The sequence below is a fragment of the Pseudomonas sp. TE6283 genome, from assembly GCF_054060555.1.
The window spans coordinates 231,965-253,958 of the sequence record NZ_JBSSDH010000002.1; the positions used below are offsets into that span (position 1 = coordinate 231,965).

Consider the following 21,994-nt stretch of genomic DNA (forward strand, 5'->3'; position numbering starts at 1 on the left):
TTTTTCTAAACGAATAGGGTATATCGACCGGACCACCGGACCAGCAAACGTCTGTCGCCATCAGTTGATGGCGACGCTTTCAACTTTGTGAGGTTAGGAATGGTCAGGATCACAATCACCCCAGTGCATAACGCCAGGGCATTGAGTGCAGCCAAGGAGCGGTACTGATGTCCAGCCAACCGACTACCCGTTTCCACAGCGATCTCGACAGCTCGCCGCTGCTGCTGCCGGCCACGGTGTTGCGCAACGACGAAGAGGCCCTGCAGGCCGCCCGCGAACTGGCCGAGGTGGCCCGCCAGCAGGCCGCCAAGCGTGACCAGCAACGCAAGCTGCCCTGGGCCGAGATCGAACAGTTCACCCGCAGCGGCCTGGGCAGCATCAGCGTGCCCAAGGCCTTCGGCGGCCCCGAGGTGTCCTTCGCCACCATCGCCGAAGTGTTCCGCCTGATCAGTGCCGCCGACCCGGCGCTGGGGCAGATTCCGCAGAACCAGTTCGGCATCCTGCAACTGGTCCGCCTGACCGCCACCCAGGCCCAGCAGGCAGTGATCTTCCGCTCGGTGCTCGACGGCTGGCGCATCGGCAATGCCGGCCCCGAGCGCGGGACCAAGGACACCCTGACGCTCAAGGCGCGCCTCACCCGTGACGGCGACGGCTATCGCATCAGCGGCGAGAAGTTCTATTCCACCGGTGCCTTGTACGCCCATTGGGTGGCGGTCAAGGCGCTGGACGACGATGGCCGCCAGCGCCTGGCGTTCGTCCGTCGCGGCAGTCCGGGGCTGCGTATCGTCGACGACTGGTCCGGCTTCGGCCAGCGCACCACCGCCAGCGGTACCGTGCTGCTCGACCAGGTACCGGTGGACGCCGACCTGGTGGTGGACAACTGGCGCCTGCGTGAGGAGCCCAGCATCCAGGGCGCCGCCTCGCAGCTGATCCAGGCGGCCATCGACGCCGGCATCGCCGAAGCGGCCATCGAGGACACGATCCAGTTCGTTCGGGAGAAGTCCCGGCCGTGGATCGAAGCCAAGGTCGAACGCAACAGCGACGACCCCTATGTGATCGCCGACATCGGTCGCCTGAAGCTCGAGCTGCACGCCGCCGAGGCCCTGCTGCGCAAGGCCGCCAAGGTGCTCGACGAAGTGAACGCCGGCGTGATCGATACCACCGCCGCGGCCCGTGCCTCGATTGCCGTTGCCGAAGCAAAGGTGCTCACCACCGAGATCTCGCTGCAGGCCAGCGAGAAGCTGTTCGAGCTGGCCGGCAGCCGCGCCAGCCTGGCCGAGTTCAACCTCGACCGGCACTGGCGCAACGCCCGGGTCCACACCCTGCACGACCCGGTGCGCTGGAAGTACCACGCCGTCGGCGCCTACCACCTCAACGGCACCCTGCCTGCCCGCCATTCCTGGATCTGATTCAAGGCCCAGGGGCTGCGGTGCAGCCCTTTCGCCGGCAAGCCGCTCCCACAAGGACGTCAGTGAACGCTCACTGTGGGGGTCGGCTTGCCGGCGAAAGAGCCGCACAGCGGCTCCAAGTGCCCGGAGAGCAAAATGACTGCATCCATCATCACCACCGACGCCCAGGCCCTGGCCGTCGCCGAGGAACTCGCCCAACACCTGCGCCAGGACAGCGCCCTGCGCGACCGCGAGCGCCGCCTGCCCCATGCCGAGCTCGAACGCTTCGTGCAGTCCGGCCTTTGGGGCATCAGCGTGCCCAAGGCCTTCGGCGGCGCCGGGGTGTCCAACGTCACCCTGGCCAAGGTCATCGCCCGCATCGCCCAGGCCGACGCCTCGCTCGGGCAGATCCCGCAGAACCACTTCTACGCCCTGGAAGTGCTGCGGGTGAACGGCAGCCCCGAACAACAGCGACGTCTCTACGCCGAAGTGCTCGCCGGCCGCCGTTTCGGCAACGCCCTGGCCGAGCTCGGTACCAAGAACGCCCACGAACGCACCACCCGCCTGAGCCGCGATGGCGACCATTTCCGTATCGACGGCCGCAAGTTCTACTGCACCGGCGCGATCTACGCCCAGCGCATCCCGACCCTGGTGATCGATGAGCAGGATGTGTCGCACCTGGCCTTCGTGCCCGCCGACAGCCAGGGCATCGAGGTGATCGACGACTGGAGCGGCTTCGGCCAGCGCACCACCGGCAGCGGTTCGGTGGTGTTCAACCACGTGGCGGTCCGCGCCGAGGACGTGGTGCCGTTCCAGAGCGCCTTCGAACGCCCGACCACGGTCGGCCCGCTGGCGCAGATCCTCCATGCCGCCATCGACACCGGCATCGCCCGCGCCGCCTACGAGGATGCCCTGCACTTCGTGCGCACCCGCAGCCGACCATGGATCGACTCCGGCCTCGACAAGGCCAGCGACGACCCGCTGACCCTGAAGAGCTTCGGCCACCTGGCAATACGCCTGCACGCCACCGAGGCGCTGCTCGAACGCGCCGGCGAAATCCTCGACATCGCCCAGGCCGACAGCAACGCCGAGACCCTGGCCGCCGCCTCCATCGCCGTGGCCGAGGCCCGGGCGATCAGCACCGAGATCTCCCTGGCCGCCGGCACCACGCTGTTCGAGCTGGCCGGCAGCCAGGCCACCCTGGCCGAGCACAACCTCGACCGCCACTGGCGCAACGCCCGGGTGCACACCCTGCATGACCCGGTGCGCTGGAAGTACCACGCCATCGGCAACTACTACCTCAACGACGAGAAGCCGCCGCGCCGGGGGACCATCTGATGGCGAAGCAGATCCTGCTCAATGCCTTCAACATGAACTGCATCGGGCACATCAACCACGGTTTGTGGACCCACCCACGGGACACTTCGACCCGGTACAAGACCCTCGACTACTGGACCGACCTGGCTCGCCTGCTGGAGCGGGGACTGTTCGACGGGCTGTTCATTGCCGATATCGTCGGCACCTACGATGTCTATGGCCAGTCGCTGGACGTGACGCTCAAGGAGTCGATCCAGCTGCCGGTCAACGACCCGCTGCTGCTGGTCTCGGCCATGGCGGCGGTGACCAGGCACCTGGGCTTCGGCCTCACCGCCAACCTCACCTACGAGGCGCCGTACCTGTTCGCCCGACGCCTTTCCACCCTCGACCACCTGAGCAACGGCCGGGTCGGCTGGAACATCGTCACCGGCTACCTCGACAGCGCCGCCCGGGCCATGGGCCTGGAGCAACAACCTGAACACGACCGCCGCTACGATCAGGCCGACGAGTACCTGCAGGTGCTGTACAAGCTGCTCGAAGGCAGCTGGGCCGACGATGCCGTGGTCGCCGACCGCGAGCAGCGGGTCTATGCCCGCCCCGACAGGGTGCGCAAGGTCGAGCACCACGGCGAGTTCTACAAGGTCGAGGGCTACCACCTGTGCGAGCCTTCGCCACAGCGCACGCCGGTGCTGTTCCAGGCCGGCAGCTCGCCGCGCGGGCTGGCCTTCGCCGGCAACCATGCCGAGTGCGTGTTCATCAGCGGCCAGGACAAGGCCGCCACCCGCGTCCAGGTCGACAAGGTGCGCGCCGCGGCCAAGGTGGCCGGGCGCGACCCGCAGGCGGTCAAGGTGTTCATGGGCATCACCGTGATCGTCGCGCCGACCGAGGCGCAGGCGCAGGCCAAGCACGCCGAGTACCTGCGCTACGCCAGCGCCGAGGCCGGGGTCGCGCACTTTGCCAGTTCCACCGGTATCGACTTCTCGCGCTACGAACTGGACGAGCCCATCGGCTTCGCCAAGGGCAACGCCATCCAGTCCGCCACCCGCCAGTTGCAGGAAAGCGCCTGGACCCGCCGCCGCCTGCTCGAGCAGCACGCCCTGGGCGGTCGCTACGTGACCCTGGTCGGCGACGCCGAGCAGGTGGCCGAGCAACTGATCGCCTGGATCGACGAGACCGGCCTGGACGGTTTCAACCTGACCCGCACCGTCACCCCGGAAAGCTACGAGGACTTCATCGAACTGGTGGTCCCCGCCCTGCAACACCGCGGTCGCTACAAGACCGCCTACGCCGAGGGCACCCTGCGCGAGAAGCTGTTCGCCAGCAGCGAGCCGCATCTGCCCGCCGGACACCCCGGCGCCCGCTACCGCAACACCCCCGACCCTGCCCCGACTGGAGCCCTGCACCATGCTTGAGAAACTGTTCCGGCCCGTCGCGGCCATTGCCCTGGGCCTCGGCCTGTCCGCCGCCGCCTCGGCCGCCGAACCGCTGAAGATCGGCACCACCGCCGCCTTCGCCATCCCCCTGGAGGCAGCGGTGGAGGAGTCCCAGAAACAGGGCCTGGAAGTGAAGCTGATCGAGTTCAGCGACTGGATCGCGCCCAATGTCAGCCTCAACAGCGGCGATATCGACGTGAACTACTTCCAGCACATCCCGTTCCTGGAAAACGCCAAGGCCGCCGCCGGCTTCGACCTGGTCCCGTACGCGCCGGGGATCATCAACAACGTTGGCCTGTACTCGAAAAAGTACAAGAGCTTCCACGATCTGCCCGAAGGCGCCAGCGTGGCCATCGCCAACGACCCGATAAACAGTGGCCGTGGCCTGCAATTGCTGGCCAAGGCCGGGCTGATCACCCTCAAGCCGGGCGTGGGCTACAAGGCCACCGAGGACGACATCGTCGCCAACCCGAAGAAGATCCGGATTCTCCAGGTCGAAGCCGTGCAACTGGTACGCGCCTATGACGACGCCGACCTGGTCCAGGGCTACCCGGCCTATATCCGCCTGGCCAACAGCTTCGACGCCACCTCGGCGCTGCTGTTCGACGGCCTGGAGAACAAGGAGTACGTGATCCAGTTCGTCATCCGCCCGCAGGAGAAGAACGACCCGCGCCTGGCCAAGTTCGTCGATATCTACCAACACTCGCCGGTCGTGCGCGCCGCCCTGGACAAGGCCCATGGCAAGCTCTACCAGGCCGGCTGGGAAGGCTGACATGGCCCAGGCCAGCGCCCTCAGGGCGCCCGTCCCGCCCGCCGAACCGTTCAAGGCCGAGGAAACCGCCCTGCGCCCGGAGGTGAACCAGGCGCACATCCGCTTCATCGGCCTGGGCAAGACCTATCCGGGCCAGGGCCAGCCGGCGCTGCAAGGCATCGACCTGAACATTCGCCGGGGCGAGATCTTCGGCATCATCGGCCGCAGTGGCGCCGGCAAGTCCTCGCTGCTGCGCACCATCAATCGCCTTGAACAGCCCAGCCAGGGCCGGGTGCTGATCGACCAGGTGGATATCGCGCCGTTCGACGAGGACCGTCTGGTGGCCCTGCGCCGGCGCATCGGCATGATCTTCCAGCACTTCAACCTGATGTCGGCCAAGACCGTATGGCAGAACGTCGAGCTGCCGCTGAAGGTGGCCGGGGTGGCCAAGGCCGAGCGCCAGCGCAAGGTGCGCGAGCTGCTGGCACTGGTCGGCCTGGAGGAAAAGCATCATGTCTATCCGGCGCAATTGTCCGGCGGGCAGAAGCAGCGCGTCGGCATCGCCCGGGCGCTGGTGCATGACCCCGAGATCCTGCTGTGCGACGAGGCCACCTCGGCGCTGGACCCGGAAACCACCGCCTCGATCCTCGAACTGCTGCGCGACATCAACCGGCGCCTGGGCCTGACCGTGGTGCTGATCACCCACGAGATGGCGGTGATCCGCGACATCTGCCAGCACGTGGTGGTGCTCGAACGTGGGGAGATCGTCGAGCAGGGCGAGGTCTGGCAGGTGTTCGGCGCGCCACGCCACGACGTCACCCGCACGCTGCTCGCACCGCTGCAGACCAAGCTGCCGGCAGCCTTGCAGGCCAGCCTGCGCGCCCAGCCGGTCAGCCGCGACGCGGCCGTGGTGCTCAAGCTCGACCTGCTCGGCGAGCCGGAACTGAGCGCCCTGTTCAACGACCTGGGCGGACGCGTGCGGCTGCTCCAGGGCGGCGTCGAGACCATCGGCGAGCAGGCCCTGGGGCAGTTGATCCTGTCCGTGCGCGGCTCGCCGCTGGACACCCATCAATTGCTCGAACGCGCCCGCCGCTGGGCCGCGGATGTGGAGGTACTCGGCCATGTGGATTGATCGCCTGCTGCAAGGCCTGTTCGACACCCTGCTGATGGTCGGCGTGTCCTCGCTGGTCGCGCTGCTGGTCGGGGTGCCGATGGCGGTGCTGCTGGTCACCAGCGACAAGGGCGGGATCTTCGAGGCCCCGGCGCTGAACCGGGTGCTGGGCGCCATCGTCAACCTGTTCCGCTCGATTCCGTTCCTGATCCTGATGGTCGCGCTGATCCCCTTCACCCGCCTGGTGGTCGGCACCACCTATGGCGTGTGGGCGGCCGTGGTGCCGCTGACCATCGCCGCCACGCCGTTCTTCGCGCGGATCGCCGAGGTCAGCCTGCGCGAGGTCGACCACGGCCTGATCGAAGCCGCCCAGGCCATGGGCTGCCGGCGCTGGCACATCGTCTGGCACGTGCTGTTGCCCGAGGCCCTGCCGGGCATCGTCGGCGGCTTCACCATCACCCTGGTGACGCTGATCAACTCGTCGGCCATGGCCGGAGCGATCGGCGCCGGTGGCCTGGGGGATATCGCCTACAGGTATGGATACCAACGCTTCGACAGCCAGATCATGCTGACCGTGATCGTGATGCTTGTGGCATTGGTGGCGCTGATCCAGCTGGGCGGGGACCGTCTGGCCAAAGGGTTGAACAAACGTTGAAGTATTATTGGTGTAGGAGCGGCCCTTTCGCGACACAAGGCCGCTCCTACAACGGTATGCACAAGGCTCAGCCCCAGTGCAGCTCCGCCGCCGGCACCGGCCGCCCGAACCAGTACCCCTGCCCCAGCTGGCATTGCTGCTCCAGCAGGAACCGCGCCTGCTCCGCCTGCTCGACTCCTTCGGCGTGCACCTGCATGCCCATGCTCCGCGCCAGGGCGATGATCACCCGCACGATGGCGATGTCGTCCTCGTCATGGGGCAGGCCCGCGACGAAGCCCTGGTCGATCTTGAGCTTCTGCACGGGCATTCGCTTGAGCCGCAGCAATGACGAGTACCCCGTGCCGAAGTCGTCGATGGCCAGTGTCACGCCCAGCTCGCGCAGGCGATAAAGCTGCTCCAGGGCAACCTCGGGGTCTTCCATCACCGCGCTCTCGGTCACTTCGAGCTCGAGCAGCGCTGGGTCCAGCCCGGTGTCGTGCAATGCATCGGCTACCTGCCGGTACAGGTCGCGTTGGCTGAACAGGCGGCTGGAAATGTTCACCGCAACGAATGCCAGCTGCCGTCCCTCGGTCTGCCACCGCACCATCTGCCGGCAGGCCTGGTGCAACACCCAGGCGTCGATCTCGGCGATCAGCCCGGTGCGCTCGGCGATGGGGATGAACTCACCGGGCGGGACCAGACCACGCTGCGGATGCTGCCAGCGCACCAATGCCTCGACGCCGATCATCCGCGCGGTGAACAGGTCGTGCACCGGTTGGAAGAACACCCGCAGCTCCTGCTGCTCCAGCGCCCGGCGCAACTCGCCGGCGGTTTCGACCCGCTGCTGGGCATGGGCGGTGAGCTCCTCGGTGTACAGCGCATAGCAGGCTCGGCCGTTGCTCTTGGCCTTGAACAGCGCCGAGTCGGCGTTGCGCAACAACTGCTCGGCACTCAGCGCATCGCTGGGGAACAGGCTGATGCCGATGCTCACACTGATGAACAGGCGGTTGCCTTCGAAGCAGAACGGTTCCTTCAATCGCTCGATGATCGATTGCGCCAGCTTGCCGGCCTGGCCGACCTGCTGGCAGTTCTCGGCCAGCACGCCGAACTCGTCGCCGCCCAGCCGGGCCAGGGTCACGCCGCTGCCCAGCACCTCGCGCAGGCGCTCGCCGACCAGCTTGAGCAGCTGGTCGCCGATAGTGTGGCCAAGGCCGTCGTTGATGCTCTGGAAATGGTCGAGGTCGAGCAGCAGCAGGGCACAGCCGCGCTTGTTGGCCTGGGCCGCGGCCATGGCCTGCATGGCGCGGTCGTTGAACAGCAGACGGTTGGGCAGGCCGGTCAGCGGGTCGTGATGGACGAGATAGGCCAGTTCTTCCTCGGTGTGCTTGATCGCGCTGATGTCGCTGAAGACCGCGACGTAATGGCTGAGCGCGCCACTGTCATCGCGAATGGCGCAGATCGTCTGCCATTGCGGGTAGATCTCCCCGCTTTTACGGCGGTTCCAGATCTCCCCGCTCCACTCGCCCTGCTCCGCCAGGGCGGCGTAGATCTGCTGGTAGAACGGCGCGCCATGCCGACCGGACTTGAACTTGCTCGGGCGCTGGCCGATGACTTCGTCCTGCTGGTAGCCGGTGATACGCATGAAGGCCCGGTTGACGTGCACGATCAGGCCATTGCGGTCGGTCACCAGCACACCCTCCAGGGTGCTGTCGAACACCGCCGCGGCCATGCGCAGGCGCTCGCGGTCTTCACTGCGCAGGCGGGCGCCGATGCCGATGAAGTTCAGCAGGCGGGCACGGGAGACAAAGATCAGCAAGGCACTGAGCAGCACCCAGACCACCACGTTGATCTGCCGGCCCACGGTCAGCGCCAGCGGGTCGTCGGTCATGCCCTGCAGGACCAGCTCGGACAGCACCAGCCAGAGGATCGAAAGCACCACGTAGAGCCCGGCCATGCGCAAGGCGTCGCGAACGGAAACAGACATGTCGGGTGGATGAGCCCATGAAAAAGGAAGGGGCATTATAAGGGCTGAAACACCCTGTGACCTCCTATCTAAAAGGGTGACTGGTTTTATTTCCCCGCCCAGGGATAATGCGAGCGCTGTTCCCCTGAGTTTTCGAGGGTCTTTCCCGTTATGTGGTACTACGGTCTACTCGACTTGTCGGCCTGGCAACTGGTTGCCGTCACCCTGCTGATGACCCACCTGACCATCGTCAGCGTCACCATCTACCTGCACCGCTACTCGGCGCACCGCGCCCTGGAGCTGAACGCGGGGCTCAAGCATTTCTTCCGTTTCTGGCTGTGGCTCACCACCGCGCAGAACACCCGCGAATGGACCGCCATCCACCGCAAGCACCACGCCAAGTGCGAAACCCCGGACGACCCGCACAGCCCCGTGCACAAGGGCCTGGGCACCGTGCTGCGCAAGGGTGCCGAGCTGTACCGTGAAGAGGCGCGTAACGAAGAAACGCTGCGCATCTACGGCAAGAACTGCCCGGACGACTGGATCGAGCGCAACCTCTACACCCGCTTCAAGCTCGGCGGCATCGCCCTGATGGCGGTCATCGACCTGCTGCTGTTCGGCACCATCGGCATCACCATCTGGGCGATCCAGATGATGTGGATCCCGTTCTGGGCCGCCGGCGTGGTCAACGGCCTGGGCCATGCCGTGGGCTACCGCAACTTCGAGTGCCGCGACGCCGCCACCAACCTGGTGCCGTGGGGCATCATCATTGGTGGGGAGGAGCTGCACAACAACCACCACACCTACCCCAACTCGGCGAAGCTGTCGGTGCGGCGCTGGGAATTCGACATGGGCTGGATGTGGATCCGTCTGCTGAGCCTGCTGCGCCTGGCCAAGGTCCAGCGTGTCGCGCCCATCGCCCATCGCGTGGAGGGCAAGGCGTCGCTGGACATGGACACCGCCATGGCCATCCTCAACAACCGCTTCCAGATCATGGCCCAGTACCGCAAGCTGGTGATCGGCCCGCTGGTCAAGCAAGAGCTGGACAAGGTCGACGCCTCGCTGCGCCACCGTTTCCGCCGTGCCAAGCGCCTGCTCTCGCGGGAAACCAGCCTGCTGCAGGACCGCCACCACGTGCGCATCGAGTCGATGCTGGCCCACAGCCAGGCTCTCAAGACCATCTACGAAAAGCGCCTGGCGCTGCAGCAGATCTGGGCGCGCACCAGCGCCAACGGCCACGATATGCTCGCTGCGATGAAGGATTGGGTACACGAGGCCGAGGCCAGTGGCATCCACTCGCTGCGTGACTTCGCCGCCCAGCTCAAGACCTACTCGCTGCGCCCCAATGGCACCTGAGCACCGTTGATCGGCATGCCCCGCAACGGGGCGTGCCGACCGGAACTTCCCCCCCGCAAATCGACTCAAATCCGGCATATCGCCCGCGTGGCGGGCCGGACCGTGGCCGCACGCCTATCGTCGAGAAACGTTCCGTGCTCATGGCCAAAGACCTCCCACCCACACCTGCCGGCACTCCCCGCCCAGAAGCCGCCCAGACCCTGCTGGCCCTGCTCCATGCCCAAGGCGAAGTGGCTCGCCTAAGCGAACGCGAGCAGCTGTACAGCTCGCTGCTCGACAGCGTCAACGCCGTGCTCTGGGCCTTCGACTGGGAAACCCGTCAGGTGCTCTACGTCAGCCCCGCCTACGAGCGCATCTTTGGCCGCCCGGCCAGCCTGGTACTGGCCGACTACAACGAATGGCGCGACGCCATCTACCCGGACGACCTGGAGTACGCCGAACGCAGCCTGGCCCAGGTGCTGGTCAAGGGCACCGTCGAGGACCGCGAGTACCGCATCCTCAATGCCGCCGGCGAGGTGCGCTGGCTCAGCGACAAGTGCTACATCAACCAGCAGCGCGAGGGCGACCAGCGGGTGATCATCGTCGGTATCGCCGAGGACATCACCGAAAAAAAGCAGCTCGAAGGCGAGCTGCAACGCCTGGCCACCACCGATGTGCTGACCCAGAGCAGCAACCGCCGGCACTTCTTCGAGTGCGCCCAGCAGGCCTTCGACAGCGCACGCGAGGACGGCACGCCGATGGCCTTCCTGCTGCTGGACATCGACGATTTCAAGCATATCAACGACACCTACGGCCACCAGGAAGGCGACCAGGTGCTACAGCGCATCGCCGACAGCGGCAAGGCCGTGCTGCGCCGTGGCGATCAGTTCGGACGAATCGGTGGCGAGGAGTTTGCGGCCGTGTTCCCCGGCTGCACCGCACAAGTGGCCGAGCAGATTGCCGAGCGTCTGCAGCGGGAGATCCAGCGGTTGAGCTTCAGCCATGGCGAGCACACCTACGGGGTTACCGTAAGCCAAGGGCTGACCGGGTTGCAGGATGAGGATGAAACGCTCGACAGCCTGTTCGCCCGGGCGGACGCCGCCATGTACCGTGCCAAGCGCCAGGGCAAGAACCAGATCGTTAAAGGCTGAAGCGGATCACTTCGCGGCTGCGGCACTCCACTCGTAATCGATCAGCCCGCTACGTCTCAGGCCTGCTCCTCCCCCCCCGCCGGATCAGCATCAATAGTCAGGGCAGCGATGGGAGCAACCTGCAGCTTGCTCTCGGCCGCTTCCGCCGCCAGACGCTCGGCCTCCTCCCGAGCCAGCGCCTCCGGGTCCACCTTGCGCAGCCGCGACAGCTCCGGCAATCCAAGTTTTAGCAGGCGCGCCGTCTTGCTGCTGGCGACCTTCTCCAGCCCTTCGCTGGGCTTGAGCCGCGACAGCTGCCCGGCCAGGTTCATCGCCAGGATCTCCCGGGAGTAGACACCGCCGCCCAGCTGGTACACCGCGGCGATCAGCTCGCGCAGGTCCAACGGCAGACGCCAGCGGGTGCGCAGTGCCGAGCCGAACGGCGCGCCGAACTCGTTGAGCGACAGCTCCACCTGGTCCTCGTCCAGCTCGCCACCGGCCAGGCGCCACTCCTGCAAGGTGCGCAGCACCGCCAGGTCACCCAGGCAGTGCAGCAGCCCCGCGCAGTAACAACGCGCTTCGTCCACCTCGAGCATGCGCGCCAATGTGCGGCCGTACTCGGCGGTGTGCAGCGACAGGTTCCAGTAATGGGTGGCGTGCCGCGCCAGCAGGGGGTCGGTCAAACGGGCGCTGCGCTTGAGCGTCAGGCCGAGGATGAGGTTCATGCTCTGGGTGCTGCCGAGCTTGTTCAGCGCCTGCAGCAGGGTCTGTACCGGCGCTTCGCGGTGCAGGGCGGCACTGTTGGCGGCGGCGATGAGCACGCCGGTGATCTGCGGGTCGTTGCGCACCTCTTCCTCGAGCACCTTGAGGTTGAGGCCATGGGGGTTGAGGGCTCGCTTTACCGCCACCTGCACATCGGCGAACAGCGGGCCGCCGTCGGCGGTGGCCCGGCGCTGTTCCAGGTAGGCCGGCAGTCGCGCGCCGGGCTGCAACGGCGGTACCGGGCAGGCGATCTGCTCACCTACTGCCAGCAGCAGGTTCTCCAGGCGCTTGCGCAGGTTGTCCAGGTCAAGCGGCTTGCTCAGGTAGGCGGTCGGGTGCAACGGCAGCGCCTCGCGCACACTGGCGCTGTCGGTGCGGTCACTCATGAGGATGAACGGCAAACCGGGCTTGTCGCCCTTGGCGCGCACCTTGCGCAGCAGATCGAGGCCGTCGAACCCCGAGAGTTCACGGGCAGCGATGATCAGGTCGGGTTTGGCCGCCAGCGCACTCAGCGCCTCGGAACCATCGGCACAAACCTGCAGGCGGGCATCGCAGCGCACGCTAAGCAGCATTTCGCTGAGCATGTCGCGCACCCAGGGATCGCCTTCGGCAATCAGCACGCAGGGGGGGACGGGGTCGACAGCGCTCATGGGCTATTCTCCAGGCTATGACGCGCGATCCATCGCAGCTTCCACGGAATCCTCGTACAACCTTAGCGCCTGATACCGGCGAACGGCACAAAAAAAACCCGCCGAGGCGGGTTTTTTTCTGAAGCATGTCACATTCTTCAGGCCAGTTCGGCAAAGCACTCTTCGATGATGGCCAGGCCTTTGTCCAGCAGCGCGTCTTCGGCGGTCAGCGGAACCAGGATCCGCAGGACGTTGCCGTAAGTGCCGCAGGACAGCAGGATCAGGCCTTTGTCGCGCGCCTTGGCGACCACCTGGGCAACAGCGGCGGCGTTCGGGGTGTGGGTGCCTTTCTCAAAGACTTCCACCGCGATCATCGAGCCCAGACCACGGATATCGCCGATGATCGGGTGCTTCTTCTGGATCTCACGCAGGCCGGCGGTCAGGCGCTCGCCGACAGCCTTGCTGCGATCCAGCAGTTTCTCTTCCTCGAACACCTCGATCACGGCCAGGGCCGCGGCGCAGGCGATCGGCGAGCCGGCATAGGTGCCGCCCAGGCCGCCCGGGGCGATGGCATCCATGTACTCGGCCTTGCCGCACACACCGGCCAGCGGGAAGCCGCCGGCGATCGACTTGGCGAAGGTGGTCAGGTCAGGCGCGACGCCCATCTGCTCCATGGCGAAGAAGGTGCCGGTGCGGCCAGCGCCGGTCTGTACTTCGTCGGCGATCAGCAGGATGCCGTGCTGGTCGCACAGGGCGCGCAGGCGCTTCATCAGCTCTTTCGGCGCCGGCAGGAAGCCACCTTCGCCTTGTACCGGCTCGAGGATGATCGCGGCGATGTCGCGTGGCTCGGCGTCGTTCTTGAAGATGCGCTCGACCGAGGCAATGGCGTCATCGACGCTGATGCCGTGCAGTTCGCTCGGGAACAGGGCGCGGAAGATGCCGCCTGGCATCAGGCCCATGCCAGCGGAGTACGGCACGACCTTGCCGGTCAGGCCCAGGGTCATCATGGTGCGGCCGTGGTAGCCGCCGGTGAAGGCGATCACGCCGGCACGGCCGGTGGCGGCACGGGCGATCTTCACGGCGTTTTCAACGGCTTCGGAGCCGGTGGTGACCAGCAGGGTCTTCTTGTCGAAGTTGCCCGGGACCAGCTTGTTGATCTTCTCGCACAGCTCGACGTAGGGCTCGTAGGCCAGCACCTGGAAGCAGGTGTGGCTGACCTTGGTCAGCTGTTCTTGCACGGCGGCGACCACTTTCGGGTGCAGGTGGCCGGTGTTCAGTACCGCGATGCCGCCGGCGAAGTCGATCAGTTCGCGGCCTTCGACGTCGATCACCGTCGAGTTCTTCGCGGTATCGACGAAGATCGGGTGGATCTGGCCAACGCCACGTGGGACGGCGGCGACACGGCGTTGCATCAGGGATTCGTTGGTCTTGCTCATAGTGCCCTCAATTGCGCCGGTTCTGCGGCGCTTTTATTCGGGGGTGGCTGGATGCAGGCGTGCACAGTATTCGTTGATCGACTGCCACACATGCCCTGGCCACCAGGTACCGCTATGTCAAAAAGGCCAGCGAGACGTCGCTCTCGCGCCCCGCTGGCAGAGGTAAAAGCGTTTACCTGGCGATCAGACGCTGATGCACAGGTATTTGATCTCGAGGTAGTCCTCGATACCGTACTTGGAACCTTCACGGCCCAGGCCCGAAGCCTTGATGCCGCCGAACGGCGCCACTTCGTTGGAGATCAGGCCGGTGTTGATACCCACCATGCCGTATTCCAGGGCCTCGGCGACGCGGAACACGCGGCTCATGTCGCGGGCGTAGAAGTACGAGGCCAGGCCGAACTCGGTGTCGTTGGACATGGCGATGACTTCGGCCTCGTCCTTGAAGCGGAACAGCGGCGCCAGCGGGCCGAAGGTCTCTTCCTTGGCGACGGCAGCGGTCTTCGGTACGTCGACCAGGATGGTCGGCTCGAAGAAGTTGCCTTCGATGATCTTGCCGCCGGACAGTACCTTGGCGCCCTTGGCGACGGCGTCCTCGATGTGCTCCTGGACCTTGGCGACAGCCTTGCCGTCGATCAGCGGGCCAGTGGTGGTGCCTTCTTCCAGGCCGTTGCCGATCTTCAGCTTGGCCACGGCGGCCTTCAGCTTCTCGGCGAAGGCGTCGTAGACGCCGTCCTGCACGTAGATGCGGTTGGCGCAGACGCAGGTCTGGCCGTTGTTACGGTACTTGGAGATGATCGCGCCCTCGACCGCCTTGTCCAGGTCGGCGTCGTCGAACACGATGAAAGGCGCGTTGCCGCCCAGTTCCAGGGAAACCTTCTTGATGTCCTTGGCGCATTCTTCCATCAGCTGGCGGCCGATTTCGGTGGAGCCGGTGAAGGACAGCTTGCGCACCAGGGCGTTGCCGGTCAGCTCGGAACCGACTTCGCCGGCGCTGCCGGTGATCACGCTCAGCACGCCGGCCGGGATGCCGGCACGGGTAGCCAGCTCGACCAGGGCCAGGGCGGAGTACGGGGTCTGCGAAGCGGGCTTGAGCACCATGGTGCAACCGGCGGCCAGGGCCGGACCGGCTTTACGGGTGATCATCGCGGCCGGGAAGTTCCACGGGGTGATGGCGGCGGTGACACCGATCGGCTGCTTGATGACGATCAGGCGTTTGTCCGGTTGATGGCCAGGGATGACGTCGCCGTACACGCGCTTGGCTTCCTCGGCGAACCACTCGATGAACGAGGCGGCATAGGCGATCTCGCCCTTGGCCTCGGCCAGTGGCTTGCCCTGCTCGGTGGTCATCAGGCGGGCCAGGTCGTCCTGGTGCTCGATCATCAGCTCGAACCAGCGACGCAGCTTGCCGGCACGCTCTTTGGCAGTCAGTGCGCGCCAGGCCGGCAGGGCCTTGTCGGCGGCCTCGATGGCGCGGCGGGTCTCGGCGGCGCCCATCTTCGGCACGGTACCGATCACCTCACCGGTGGCCGGGTTGGTCACCTTGATGGTCTGACCGCTGTCCGCATCCAGCCATTCACCGTTGATGAAGGCTTGCTGGCGGAACAACTGAGCGTCTTTGAGCTGCATGTCGGCTTCCCTTTACTGCGAATTATTGATTGTTGAAAAGGCGCCCCCGAGAAGGGGGCGGCCGTCACAAATTCGTGCACCAGGGTGTTCGACGCCTGGGTGCCGAGCGTTTGAAATCTCAAACGGAATGCTAAGCGGGGGTTGGGGTGTTGGACAATAGGCTGTTCGAAAAAAAGAACGAATGGTTGAACACCCCCCTGGCAAACGGCCCAATCGCGGGGCAAGCCCGCTCCCACAAGGAGCGCAGGGTTCCTGTGGGAGCGGGCTTGCCCCGCGATTGGGCCGTAAGAGGTTAGACCATCGGTCAGAAGGAAGGGTCAGAACGCCTTGTCGAGATCGATCACCAGCGCCCGGTAGCCCACGCTGCCCGGCTGGCGACTGTGCACTTTCAGCTCCACCGCCACCTCCTGGGTGCCGCGACGCACTTCATTGAGCACGCTGGTCGTCAGCTTCTCCGGCGTCAGGAAATTCACCGAAGCCGAGTAGATGAACTGGGTATCGCTCTGTGCCCTGTACGCCACCACCGAGGTGATCGGGCTGTACCACTCGTCACCGCGCTCCTTGCCGTACTGCCACACCTGCTCGACCGTACCCTTGGCCTCGTCGATGAGGTACTCCACCGCCCGGCTGTAGTTGCCAGTCAGCCTAGTCGGGCCGAAGTCGCGGCCCCAGCCGTTGTCGAACACAGTCAGCGTGCCGCGCCCGGTCAGCCAGGCGGTGTGCTGGGTCCAGGACCACTCGAAGCCCTCGCCCACCGGCTTGAGCACTTTGTCCTGCAAACGTGCCGGCCAACCTTGCGGGGCGGCGAGGATCCACTTCACCTGCTTGTCGCGGCCGATCTTCACCACGCCCTGGTGCCGTGCTGAAACGATGATGCTGTCGTCATCGGCGTCGTAGTCGATGGCATTGACATGGGCCCAGTTGCGCCCGGTACCGACACCGGGAATGTCGCCGAACGGCAGGTCGCCTTCAGCCAATTCGTTGGCCAGCCGCTCATCCTGTTTCTGCACACCGTCCGGCAGCTGGATCGCGGCCTTGCCCAGGGTTTCCAGCAGCTCGCCGCGGTACGGGTCGAGGATCTGGTTCAGGTCCCAGAAATCCAGCACGTCGCCAGCCTCGTTGACCTCGATGATATGGTCGCGGATCGAGCGCACGCGCTTGCCGTCCGGGCGACGGTAGTCGCTGGTGCCGACCCGCAGCAGGTAGCTGCCGTTCACCGTCTCGCGGATCTCGTGGGAAAAGTCGGCGAACTTGTCCGGCAGGTTGCGCTGCCACACCTTGCGCCCCAGCAGGTCGTACTTGGAGTAAGTCTGGCCCTGGCCCCAGATCAGCTTGCCGTCGCGGGTCTGGTGGAAGCCCATGGTGCCGCCCAGGCCGTCGCGATGGTTGGAATCATGGATCTGCTCGATATCCAGGTACCAGCGCACGTCACCGTTGCTGTCGGCGATCCAGTTGTTGCCCACCGAGTCCCACTCGGCGGCGCCGCCCAGGCCGTTCCACTTGAAGGCGCGCCCACCCGGGATCTCGGCCAGCAGGTGATTGAACAGGTACAGGCGCTTTTCGAAACCGGGGGCGACCTTGACCGGCTCTACCTCGGGCAGCGCGGCAGTCTGCTTGGCCACCACCGGCAGGCGCACCGCCGGGGCGTAGATTTCGTAACGTTCGCGGATGCGTTCGCCATCAAGCTTGTAACTCACCTCGACCTGGTTGACGTGGTCGGGGTACAGGCCGAACACCGGGATGCCGCCGTAGGTCCACAGCGAGCGGTCGGACACGTCATAGACGATATCGACACCGCGCTCGCCGCGGCCCAGCACCCGCACATGGGCGGCACTCAGGGTACGCCCGCCGTCACGGATGATCGCGGTCAGCGGCGCCAGCCGGTACGGGTTGACCACCACGTCGCCGAGCAGGGCTTGGTCGCGGTCGGGCACCTTGGCGGTGAGGCAGGCGCCTTCGGGCAGGTCATGCGGTTGGGTCTTGGCATTCATGGCAAAGCTCCTTGTGCTCAGAAGTCGTAACGGGCGGTGGCGCCCACGGTGCGCGGGGTGCCCAGCACGCCGGCATAGCCGCCGTTGGCGGAGTTCCACAGGCTGGTGAAGTAGGTCTTGTCGCCGGCGTTCTTCACCCACAGCGACAGGTCGAGCACGCCGTCGCCCTGGTCCAGGCGCACGCCGGTGGACAGGTTGACGATGGCGTAGCTGGGGATCTGGCCGTAGTCGGAATCGTCGATGGTGCCGACGGCCTTGGAGCGGAACGCGTAGCTGGCGGTGACGTAGGGCTCGATGCGTTCGCTGAGCTGCCACTTGTACTGGCCGTTGAGGTTGGCGATGTACTTGGAGGCGCCGACCACCTGGTGGCCGGACAGGTCGCAGGTGGCGGCGGGGTTGGCCAGGCTTACCTCGGGCGGGCACGGCGCGTCCTTGTAGTCGGTGTAGCGCACGTCGTTCCATGAGCCGTTGAAGTTCAGCGTCAGGCCTCGGATCGGCAGGGCCGTGGCTTCGAACTCCAGGCCGCGAGAACGCACGCTGCCAGCGTTGGCCAGGTACTGCACACGGTTGGCTTCGTCGTAGACGTTCGCCTGGTAGCCGTGCACTTCAGTCCAGAACAAGTTGGTGTTCAGTTGCAGGCGGTTGTCGAACAGGGTGCTCTTGAGCCCGAGTTCGGCGTTGTTGGCCCGCTCGGTACCCACCAACAGCGAATCGGTGCCCAAGCGTGGGGCGGCACCGACAGTCAGGTTGACACCACCGGACTTCTCGCCGTGGGACAGGCTGGCATAACCCAACAGGTCATCGGTGAATCGGTAGCTCAGGCTGAGCAGCCCGGAGGGGGCGAAGCTGTATTGGTTAAGGTCACCTGAGTCGTACGCGCCCACCCGGCCCTGGCGGGCGGCCGCGGCCGCACCGGTGACGGCCGCGCCGCCGGACGGCGCATCGCGGGTCACCCAGGCGCTTTTCTCCTCGTAGGTGCCGCGTACCCCGGCGGTGAAGTCCAGGCGCTCGGTCAGGTGCCAGGTGCCCTGGGCGAACAGGGCGTAGCTGTCGGTGTCGATGTGGCCATTGCCGATGGTGTTCACGTTGGCCAGGGCGCCGGCCGGGGTCAGGTTCCAGATATCGGCCTGCGGCCCGTAGTAAGTGAACGATTTATTGTCCAGGTCCTGCTTGAAGTAGTACGCGCCCAGTACGTAGTCGAAGAAGCCACCGGTGGGTGACGCCAGCCGAAGCTCCTGCGAGTACTGCTTGTCCCGCACCGAAACCCCGGCACTGTAGAACACCGGCACGTTGAGGCCGTCGTCGTTGCGCGGGGTGAAGTCCCACCAGCGGTAGGCGCTGATCGAGGTGAGGGTGAAGTCGTTGGGCAGGGTCCAGTTGGCCTCTACCGAAGTGCCGCCCTGGAACACCTTGACCATCTGGTCGGCATCGAAGTTGACCTTGCGGTCCTTGCCCGACACCAGGGTGGCGCCGGCCTGGGCGGCCAGGCTTTCGTAGCGGTTCACGCCATTGATGGTCGGGCCGGTGCTGTAGAGGCTGAGGATGCCGTTGTCGGAGTCTTCTTCGTTGTACTCGCCGATCCAGCGCAGGTTGAAGGTTTCGCTGGGCTTGAACAGCAACTGGGTACGAAAGCCCTGGCGCTTGCCGCCATTGAGGTCGTGGCCGTTGTAGATGTTCTTCACATAGCCGTCGTCCTCGGTGTGGTAGGCGCTGATGCGCCCGGCGAGGGTGTCGGTCAGGGGGCCGGAGAAGCTGCCCTGGGTCTGCCAGTAGCCATCCTCGCCCAACGACGACTGCACGCTGCCTTCCTGGTGGAAGGTCGGCTTGCGGGTGGTGATGTTGAGCACCCCGGCAGTGGTGTTCTTGCCGAACAGCGTGCCCTGCGGCCCGCGCAGCACCTCCAGCTGCTCGACATCGAGCAGGTCGAACACCGCCATGCCCGGGCGCCCCAGGTAGACGTTGTCCAGGTACACGCCGACGCTGCCTTCCAGGCCATCACTGGCCGGGTTGTTGCCCAGCCCACGGATGGAGATGCTCGACTGCCGGGCGTGCACATAGGCGACGTTGGTGCTCGGCACCAGCTGCTGCAGATCCTGCACGCGATAGATGCGCTGGGTCTCCAGGGTTTCGCTGCCCAGCACGCTGATCGGCGTGGGCACGCTCTGGGCGGTCTCCTCGCGGCGTCGGGCATTGACAGTGACGGTGCCGAGCTTGGCCTCCTGCTCGACAGCTGGCGCAGCCGAGCGCGGCTCTTCGGCGAAGCTGTTGCCAGCGGCGGCCAACAGCACGCCAGCGGCCAAGGGTTGCAGGGCGAATACCGACGCGCGCGCCGGCCAACGGGAAAGTCGGGACATGCAGATGCTCCTTGGAGGCACAGGCCCTGGCGAGCATTTCCGTTGGCGGAACCGAATCGCGATCAGACGGGCGTTATTCTTTTAAGAGATATAAATATTTGTATTTCATATTTTGTGGAATAAGTAACTCCCTTTATAAGGTTCCCAACCCTTCCCAGCAATTGCATTCCACCGAAAGTTTCCATGTAGAAAATGCATATCGACCTGCGCCAGCTCCGCCACTTCATCGCCCTTGTCGAGCACCGCAGCTTTGTCGCCGCGGCGGCGGCGGTGAACCTCTCGCAATCGGCCTTCAGCCGCAGCATCCAGACGCTGGAACACAACGTCGGCTGCCGCCTGGTCGATCGCACCAGCAAGGAACTGGCGCCGACCCGCCAGGGCCTGCTGGTGCTGGAGCATTCACGGCGGCTGGTGCACGGGGCGCACAACCTGGTCAACGAGATCAACCAGTTCAACGGCGCCACCACCGGCGTGGTGCGCTTCGGCTCGGGGCCGGCCCCCGCCGGCGGGCTGGTGCCCAGGGCGGTGGCGCGGTTCGTCGCCGAGTACCCGGCGGCGCGCACCTGCTTCCAGGTGGACAACTGGCAGGCGCTGAACCGGCGGCTGATCGCCGAGGAGATCGAGTTCTTCGTCGCCGACACCCGCCAGTTCGAGGCCGACCCGGACTACCAGGTGCACAAGCTCAGGCCACAGCGCTGGCACTTCTGCTGCCGCCGGGGGCATCCATTGACCGAGCTGGCCGAAGTGCGGGCGCGGGACCTGTTCGATTACCCGCTGGCCACCACCTTTCGCCCGCCGAACATCCGCAAGATCCTCAGTGACTTGAGCGGGCGGCAGGACTTTCTGCCCAGCGTGGAATGCGAGCATGGTTATGCGCTGCTCAATGTCGTGCTGCATTCGGACACCATCGGCATCGCCTGCAGCGCGAACCTGCGGCCCTATGACGGCCTGGTGGCCCTCAAGCTGGTGGATCTGGCGCCGGAGCAGGAGGAGGCGTTCTATACCCGCTATGGGGTGGTGAGCCGGGTGGGGTATGGGTTGTCGGCGCTGGCGCAGGGGTTGGTGAGGCAGTTGATTGCCTGTGATAGCGAGTTATAGCCGTAAGGGGCTGCTGTGCAGCCCTTTGGGACTGCGCTGTCGCGCAGGGAACTGCCCTCCTGTGGGAGCGGCCTTGCGTCGCGAAAGGGCCGCAAAGCGGCCCCAACGATCTCAGCCCTTGCGCGTGGTCCGACTCAATTGCCCATCCACCCCCACCGGCACCTCGCCAGCCAGGGTAACCCGGCGCACGATGCGCGGTTGGGTGCCGTAGTCATCCACCGCATAGTGCTGCGTCGCGCGGTTGTCCCAGATCGCCACGTCCCCCGCCTGCCAGCGCCAGCGCACGGTGTTTTCCAGGCGTGTCACATGCCCCTGCAGCAGCGCGAACAGATGCTGCGAGTCCGCCAGCGAATAGCCCTTGATGCGCTTGACGAAGTGCCCTAGCTGCAACGCCCGCTCGCCACTGATCGGATGCACCCGCACCACCGGGTGCTCGGTCTCGTACACCGTCGAGGTGAACACCTTGCGATAGCGCTCAAGCTTCGCCGGATCGACATCCGGCTTCACGCTGGCATAGTCGTATTCGTTGCTGTGCACCGCCCACAGCTTGTCGGCCAGTTCGCGCAGCGGCTCGGGCAGCTCCTGGTAGGCTGCGGCGGTGTTGGCCCACACCGTGTCGCCACCGGCAGCCGGGGCCACCACGCTGCGCAGGATCGAGGCCTTGGGGTAGGCGTCTACGAAGGTCACGTCGGTGTGCCAGGAGTTGGCCCGCTGGCCTTCTGCGCCATCGAGCTGCAGCAGGTAGCTGGTGCCATCGACCACCGGCACCGTGGGATGGGCGATCGGCTCGCCGAGCAACTGGGCGAAGGCCTCCTGGCCCACGTCGTCCAGGTGCTCCTGGGCCCGGAAGAAGATCACCTTGTGGCGCACCAATGCCGCCTGGATGGCATCGATGGTGGCCGGATCGAGATCGGCGGACAGCTTGATGCCACGGATCTCGGCGCCGATGCGCCCGGCAACGGGGTGGATGTCGAGTTCCAGGGTTTGCGGCGCGGTGGCCAGTGCGGCGTTGCTCATGGTCGTGCTCCTCACGGTT

16 protein-coding genes are annotated in these 21,994 nt (G+C 65.8%); 9 read left to right on the top strand and 7 right to left on the bottom strand.

Annotated features, from left to right (window positions below; genetic code table 11):
• Positions 1–167 precede the first annotated feature (167 nt).
• The 6 genes from ACVWZ5_RS04685 (at position 168) to ACVWZ5_RS04710 (ending at position 6,655) form a co-directional block, all read left to right on the top strand.
• Complete coding sequence (locus ACVWZ5_RS04685) at positions 168–1,409, top strand: SfnB family sulfur acquisition oxidoreductase (RefSeq protein WP_435767667.1); 1,242 nt, start codon at positions 168–170, stop codon at positions 1,407–1,409.
• 135 nt (positions 1,410–1,544) lie between these two features.
• Complete coding sequence (locus ACVWZ5_RS04690) at positions 1,545–2,726, top strand: SfnB family sulfur acquisition oxidoreductase (RefSeq protein WP_084941082.1); 1,182 nt, start codon at positions 1,545–1,547, stop codon at positions 2,724–2,726.
• Complete coding sequence (locus tag ACVWZ5_RS04695) at positions 2,726–4,117, top strand: LLM class flavin-dependent oxidoreductase (RefSeq protein ID WP_084941079.1); 1,392 nt, start codon at positions 2,726–2,728, stop codon at positions 4,115–4,117. Before ACVWZ5_RS04690 ends, ACVWZ5_RS04695 begins: the two co-directional genes overlap by 1 nt.
• Positions 4,110–4,910 (top strand): MetQ/NlpA family ABC transporter substrate-binding protein, encoded by an 801-nt coding sequence (locus ACVWZ5_RS04700; RefSeq protein WP_084941076.1) that lies wholly within the window; start codon positions 4,110–4,112, stop codon positions 4,908–4,910. Before ACVWZ5_RS04695 ends, ACVWZ5_RS04700 begins: the two co-directional genes overlap by 8 nt.
• A gap of 1 nt (position 4,911) precedes the next feature.
• Complete coding sequence (locus ACVWZ5_RS04705; protein WP_084941074.1) at positions 4,912–6,021, top strand: methionine ABC transporter ATP-binding protein; 1,110 nt, start codon at positions 4,912–4,914, stop codon at positions 6,019–6,021.
• Positions 6,011–6,655 (top strand): methionine ABC transporter permease, encoded by a 645-nt coding sequence (locus ACVWZ5_RS04710; RefSeq protein WP_028688575.1) that lies wholly within the window; start codon positions 6,011–6,013, stop codon positions 6,653–6,655. The genes ACVWZ5_RS04705 and ACVWZ5_RS04710 overlap by 11 nt, the downstream gene beginning before the upstream one ends.
• 67 nt (positions 6,656–6,722) lie before the next feature.
• Here the strand turns inward: ACVWZ5_RS04710 and dibA are convergent, their stop codons facing one another.
• Positions 6,723–8,618, bottom strand: a complete 1,896-nt coding sequence (gene dibA, locus ACVWZ5_RS04715) for a phosphodiesterase DibA (RefSeq protein ID WP_435767664.1) — start codon at positions 8,616–8,618, stop codon at positions 6,723–6,725.
• Between the two features lie 150 nt (positions 8,619–8,768).
• On the opposite strand from dibA, the gene desA reads away from it, so the two are divergent.
• On the top strand, positions 8,769–9,953 hold the full coding sequence (gene desA / locus ACVWZ5_RS04720) for a delta-9 fatty acid desaturase DesA (RefSeq protein ID WP_457340439.1): 1,185 nt from the start codon (positions 8,769–8,771) through the stop codon (positions 9,951–9,953).
• A 140-nt stretch (positions 9,954–10,093) separates the two neighbouring features.
• Positions 10,094–11,083: a GGDEF domain-containing protein gene (locus tag ACVWZ5_RS04725; protein ID WP_062359894.1), complete on the top strand. Its 990-nt coding sequence runs from the start codon at positions 10,094–10,096 to the stop codon at positions 11,081–11,083.
• 56 nt (positions 11,084–11,139) lie between these two features.
• Here ACVWZ5_RS04725 and ACVWZ5_RS04730 read toward each other — a convergent pair whose 3' ends face one another.
• The 5 genes from ACVWZ5_RS04730 to ACVWZ5_RS04750 all read right to left on the bottom strand — a co-directional run bounded on the left by ACVWZ5_RS04730 (position 11,140) and on the right by ACVWZ5_RS04750 (position 19,860).
• Positions 11,140–12,474: a response regulator gene (locus tag ACVWZ5_RS04730; RefSeq protein WP_051555601.1), complete on the bottom strand. Its 1,335-nt coding sequence runs from the start codon at positions 12,472–12,474 to the stop codon at positions 11,140–11,142.
• Positions 12,475–12,611: 137 nt separating this feature from the next.
• Positions 12,612–13,889 carry a 4-aminobutyrate--2-oxoglutarate transaminase gene (gabT, locus tag ACVWZ5_RS04735; RefSeq protein ID WP_028688579.1) on the bottom strand — a complete coding sequence of 426 codons (1,278 nt, stop codon included), beginning with the start codon at positions 13,887–13,889 and terminating at the stop codon, positions 12,612–12,614.
• Between the two features lie 183 nt (positions 13,890–14,072).
• Positions 14,073–15,515, bottom strand: a complete 1,443-nt coding sequence (gene gabD / locus ACVWZ5_RS04740; protein ID WP_279883138.1) for an NADP-dependent succinate-semialdehyde dehydrogenase — start codon at positions 15,513–15,515, stop codon at positions 14,073–14,075.
• Positions 15,516–15,832: 317 nt separating this feature from the next.
• The gene (locus ACVWZ5_RS04745; protein WP_186599639.1) at positions 15,833–17,506 is read right to left on the bottom strand and encodes an aryl-sulfate sulfotransferase; all 1,674 of its coding nucleotides are present in this window, start codon (positions 17,504–17,506) and stop codon (positions 15,833–15,835) included.
• 17 nt (positions 17,507–17,523) lie between these two features.
• Complete coding sequence (locus ACVWZ5_RS04750; protein WP_028688582.1) at positions 17,524–19,860, bottom strand: TonB-dependent receptor; 2,337 nt, start codon at positions 19,858–19,860, stop codon at positions 17,524–17,526.
• 192 nt (positions 19,861–20,052) lie between these two features.
• Between ACVWZ5_RS04750 and ACVWZ5_RS04755 the strand changes: the two genes are divergently transcribed.
• On the top strand, positions 20,053–20,958 hold the full coding sequence (locus ACVWZ5_RS04755) for a LysR family transcriptional regulator (RefSeq protein ID WP_457340440.1): 906 nt from the start codon (positions 20,053–20,055) through the stop codon (positions 20,956–20,958).
• A gap of 111 nt (positions 20,959–21,069) precedes the next feature.
• On the opposite strand, the gene ACVWZ5_RS04760 is transcribed toward ACVWZ5_RS04755, so the two are convergent.
• Positions 21,070–21,975, bottom strand: a complete 906-nt coding sequence (locus ACVWZ5_RS04760) for a TauD/TfdA dioxygenase family protein (protein ID WP_062359903.1) — start codon at positions 21,973–21,975, stop codon at positions 21,070–21,072.
• Positions 21,976–21,994: the final 19 nt, after the last annotated feature.

Coding starts and splice junctions, on each gene's coding strand:
- ACVWZ5_RS04685 (WP_435767667.1), top strand. CDS start 168: ATGTCCAGCCAACCGACTACCCGTTTCCACAGCGATCTCGACAGCTCG.
- ACVWZ5_RS04690 (WP_084941082.1), top strand. CDS start 1,545: ATGACTGCATCCATCATCACCACCGACGCCCAGGCCCTGGCCGTCGCC.
- ACVWZ5_RS04695 (WP_084941079.1), top strand. CDS start 2,726: ATGGCGAAGCAGATCCTGCTCAATGCCTTCAACATGAACTGCATCGGG.
- ACVWZ5_RS04700 (WP_084941076.1), top strand. CDS start 4,110: ATGCTTGAGAAACTGTTCCGGCCCGTCGCGGCCATTGCCCTGGGCCTC.
- ACVWZ5_RS04705 (WP_084941074.1), top strand. CDS start 4,912: ATGGCCCAGGCCAGCGCCCTCAGGGCGCCCGTCCCGCCCGCCGAACCG.
- ACVWZ5_RS04710 (WP_028688575.1), top strand. CDS start 6,011: ATGTGGATTGATCGCCTGCTGCAAGGCCTGTTCGACACCCTGCTGATG.
- dibA (WP_435767664.1), bottom strand. CDS start 8,618: ATGTCTGTTTCCGTTCGCGACGCCTTGCGCATGGCCGGGCTCTACGTG.
- desA (WP_457340439.1), top strand. CDS start 8,769: ATGTGGTACTACGGTCTACTCGACTTGTCGGCCTGGCAACTGGTTGCC.
- ACVWZ5_RS04725 (WP_062359894.1), top strand. CDS start 10,094: ATGGCCAAAGACCTCCCACCCACACCTGCCGGCACTCCCCGCCCAGAA.
- ACVWZ5_RS04730 (WP_051555601.1), bottom strand. CDS start 12,474: ATGAGCGCTGTCGACCCCGTCCCCCCCTGCGTGCTGATTGCCGAAGGC.
- gabT (WP_028688579.1), bottom strand. CDS start 13,889: ATGAGCAAGACCAACGAATCCCTGATGCAACGCCGTGTCGCCGCCGTC.
- gabD (WP_279883138.1), bottom strand. CDS start 15,515: ATGCAGCTCAAAGACGCTCAGTTGTTCCGCCAGCAAGCCTTCATCAAC.
- ACVWZ5_RS04745 (WP_186599639.1), bottom strand. CDS start 17,506: ATGAATGCCAAGACCCAACCGCATGACCTGCCCGAAGGCGCCTGCCTC.
- ACVWZ5_RS04750 (WP_028688582.1), bottom strand. CDS start 19,860: ATGTCCCGACTTTCCCGTTGGCCGGCGCGCGCGTCGGTATTCGCCCTG.
- ACVWZ5_RS04755 (WP_457340440.1), top strand. CDS start 20,053: ATGCATATCGACCTGCGCCAGCTCCGCCACTTCATCGCCCTTGTCGAG.
- ACVWZ5_RS04760 (WP_062359903.1), bottom strand. CDS start 21,975: ATGAGCAACGCCGCACTGGCCACCGCGCCGCAAACCCTGGAACTCGAC.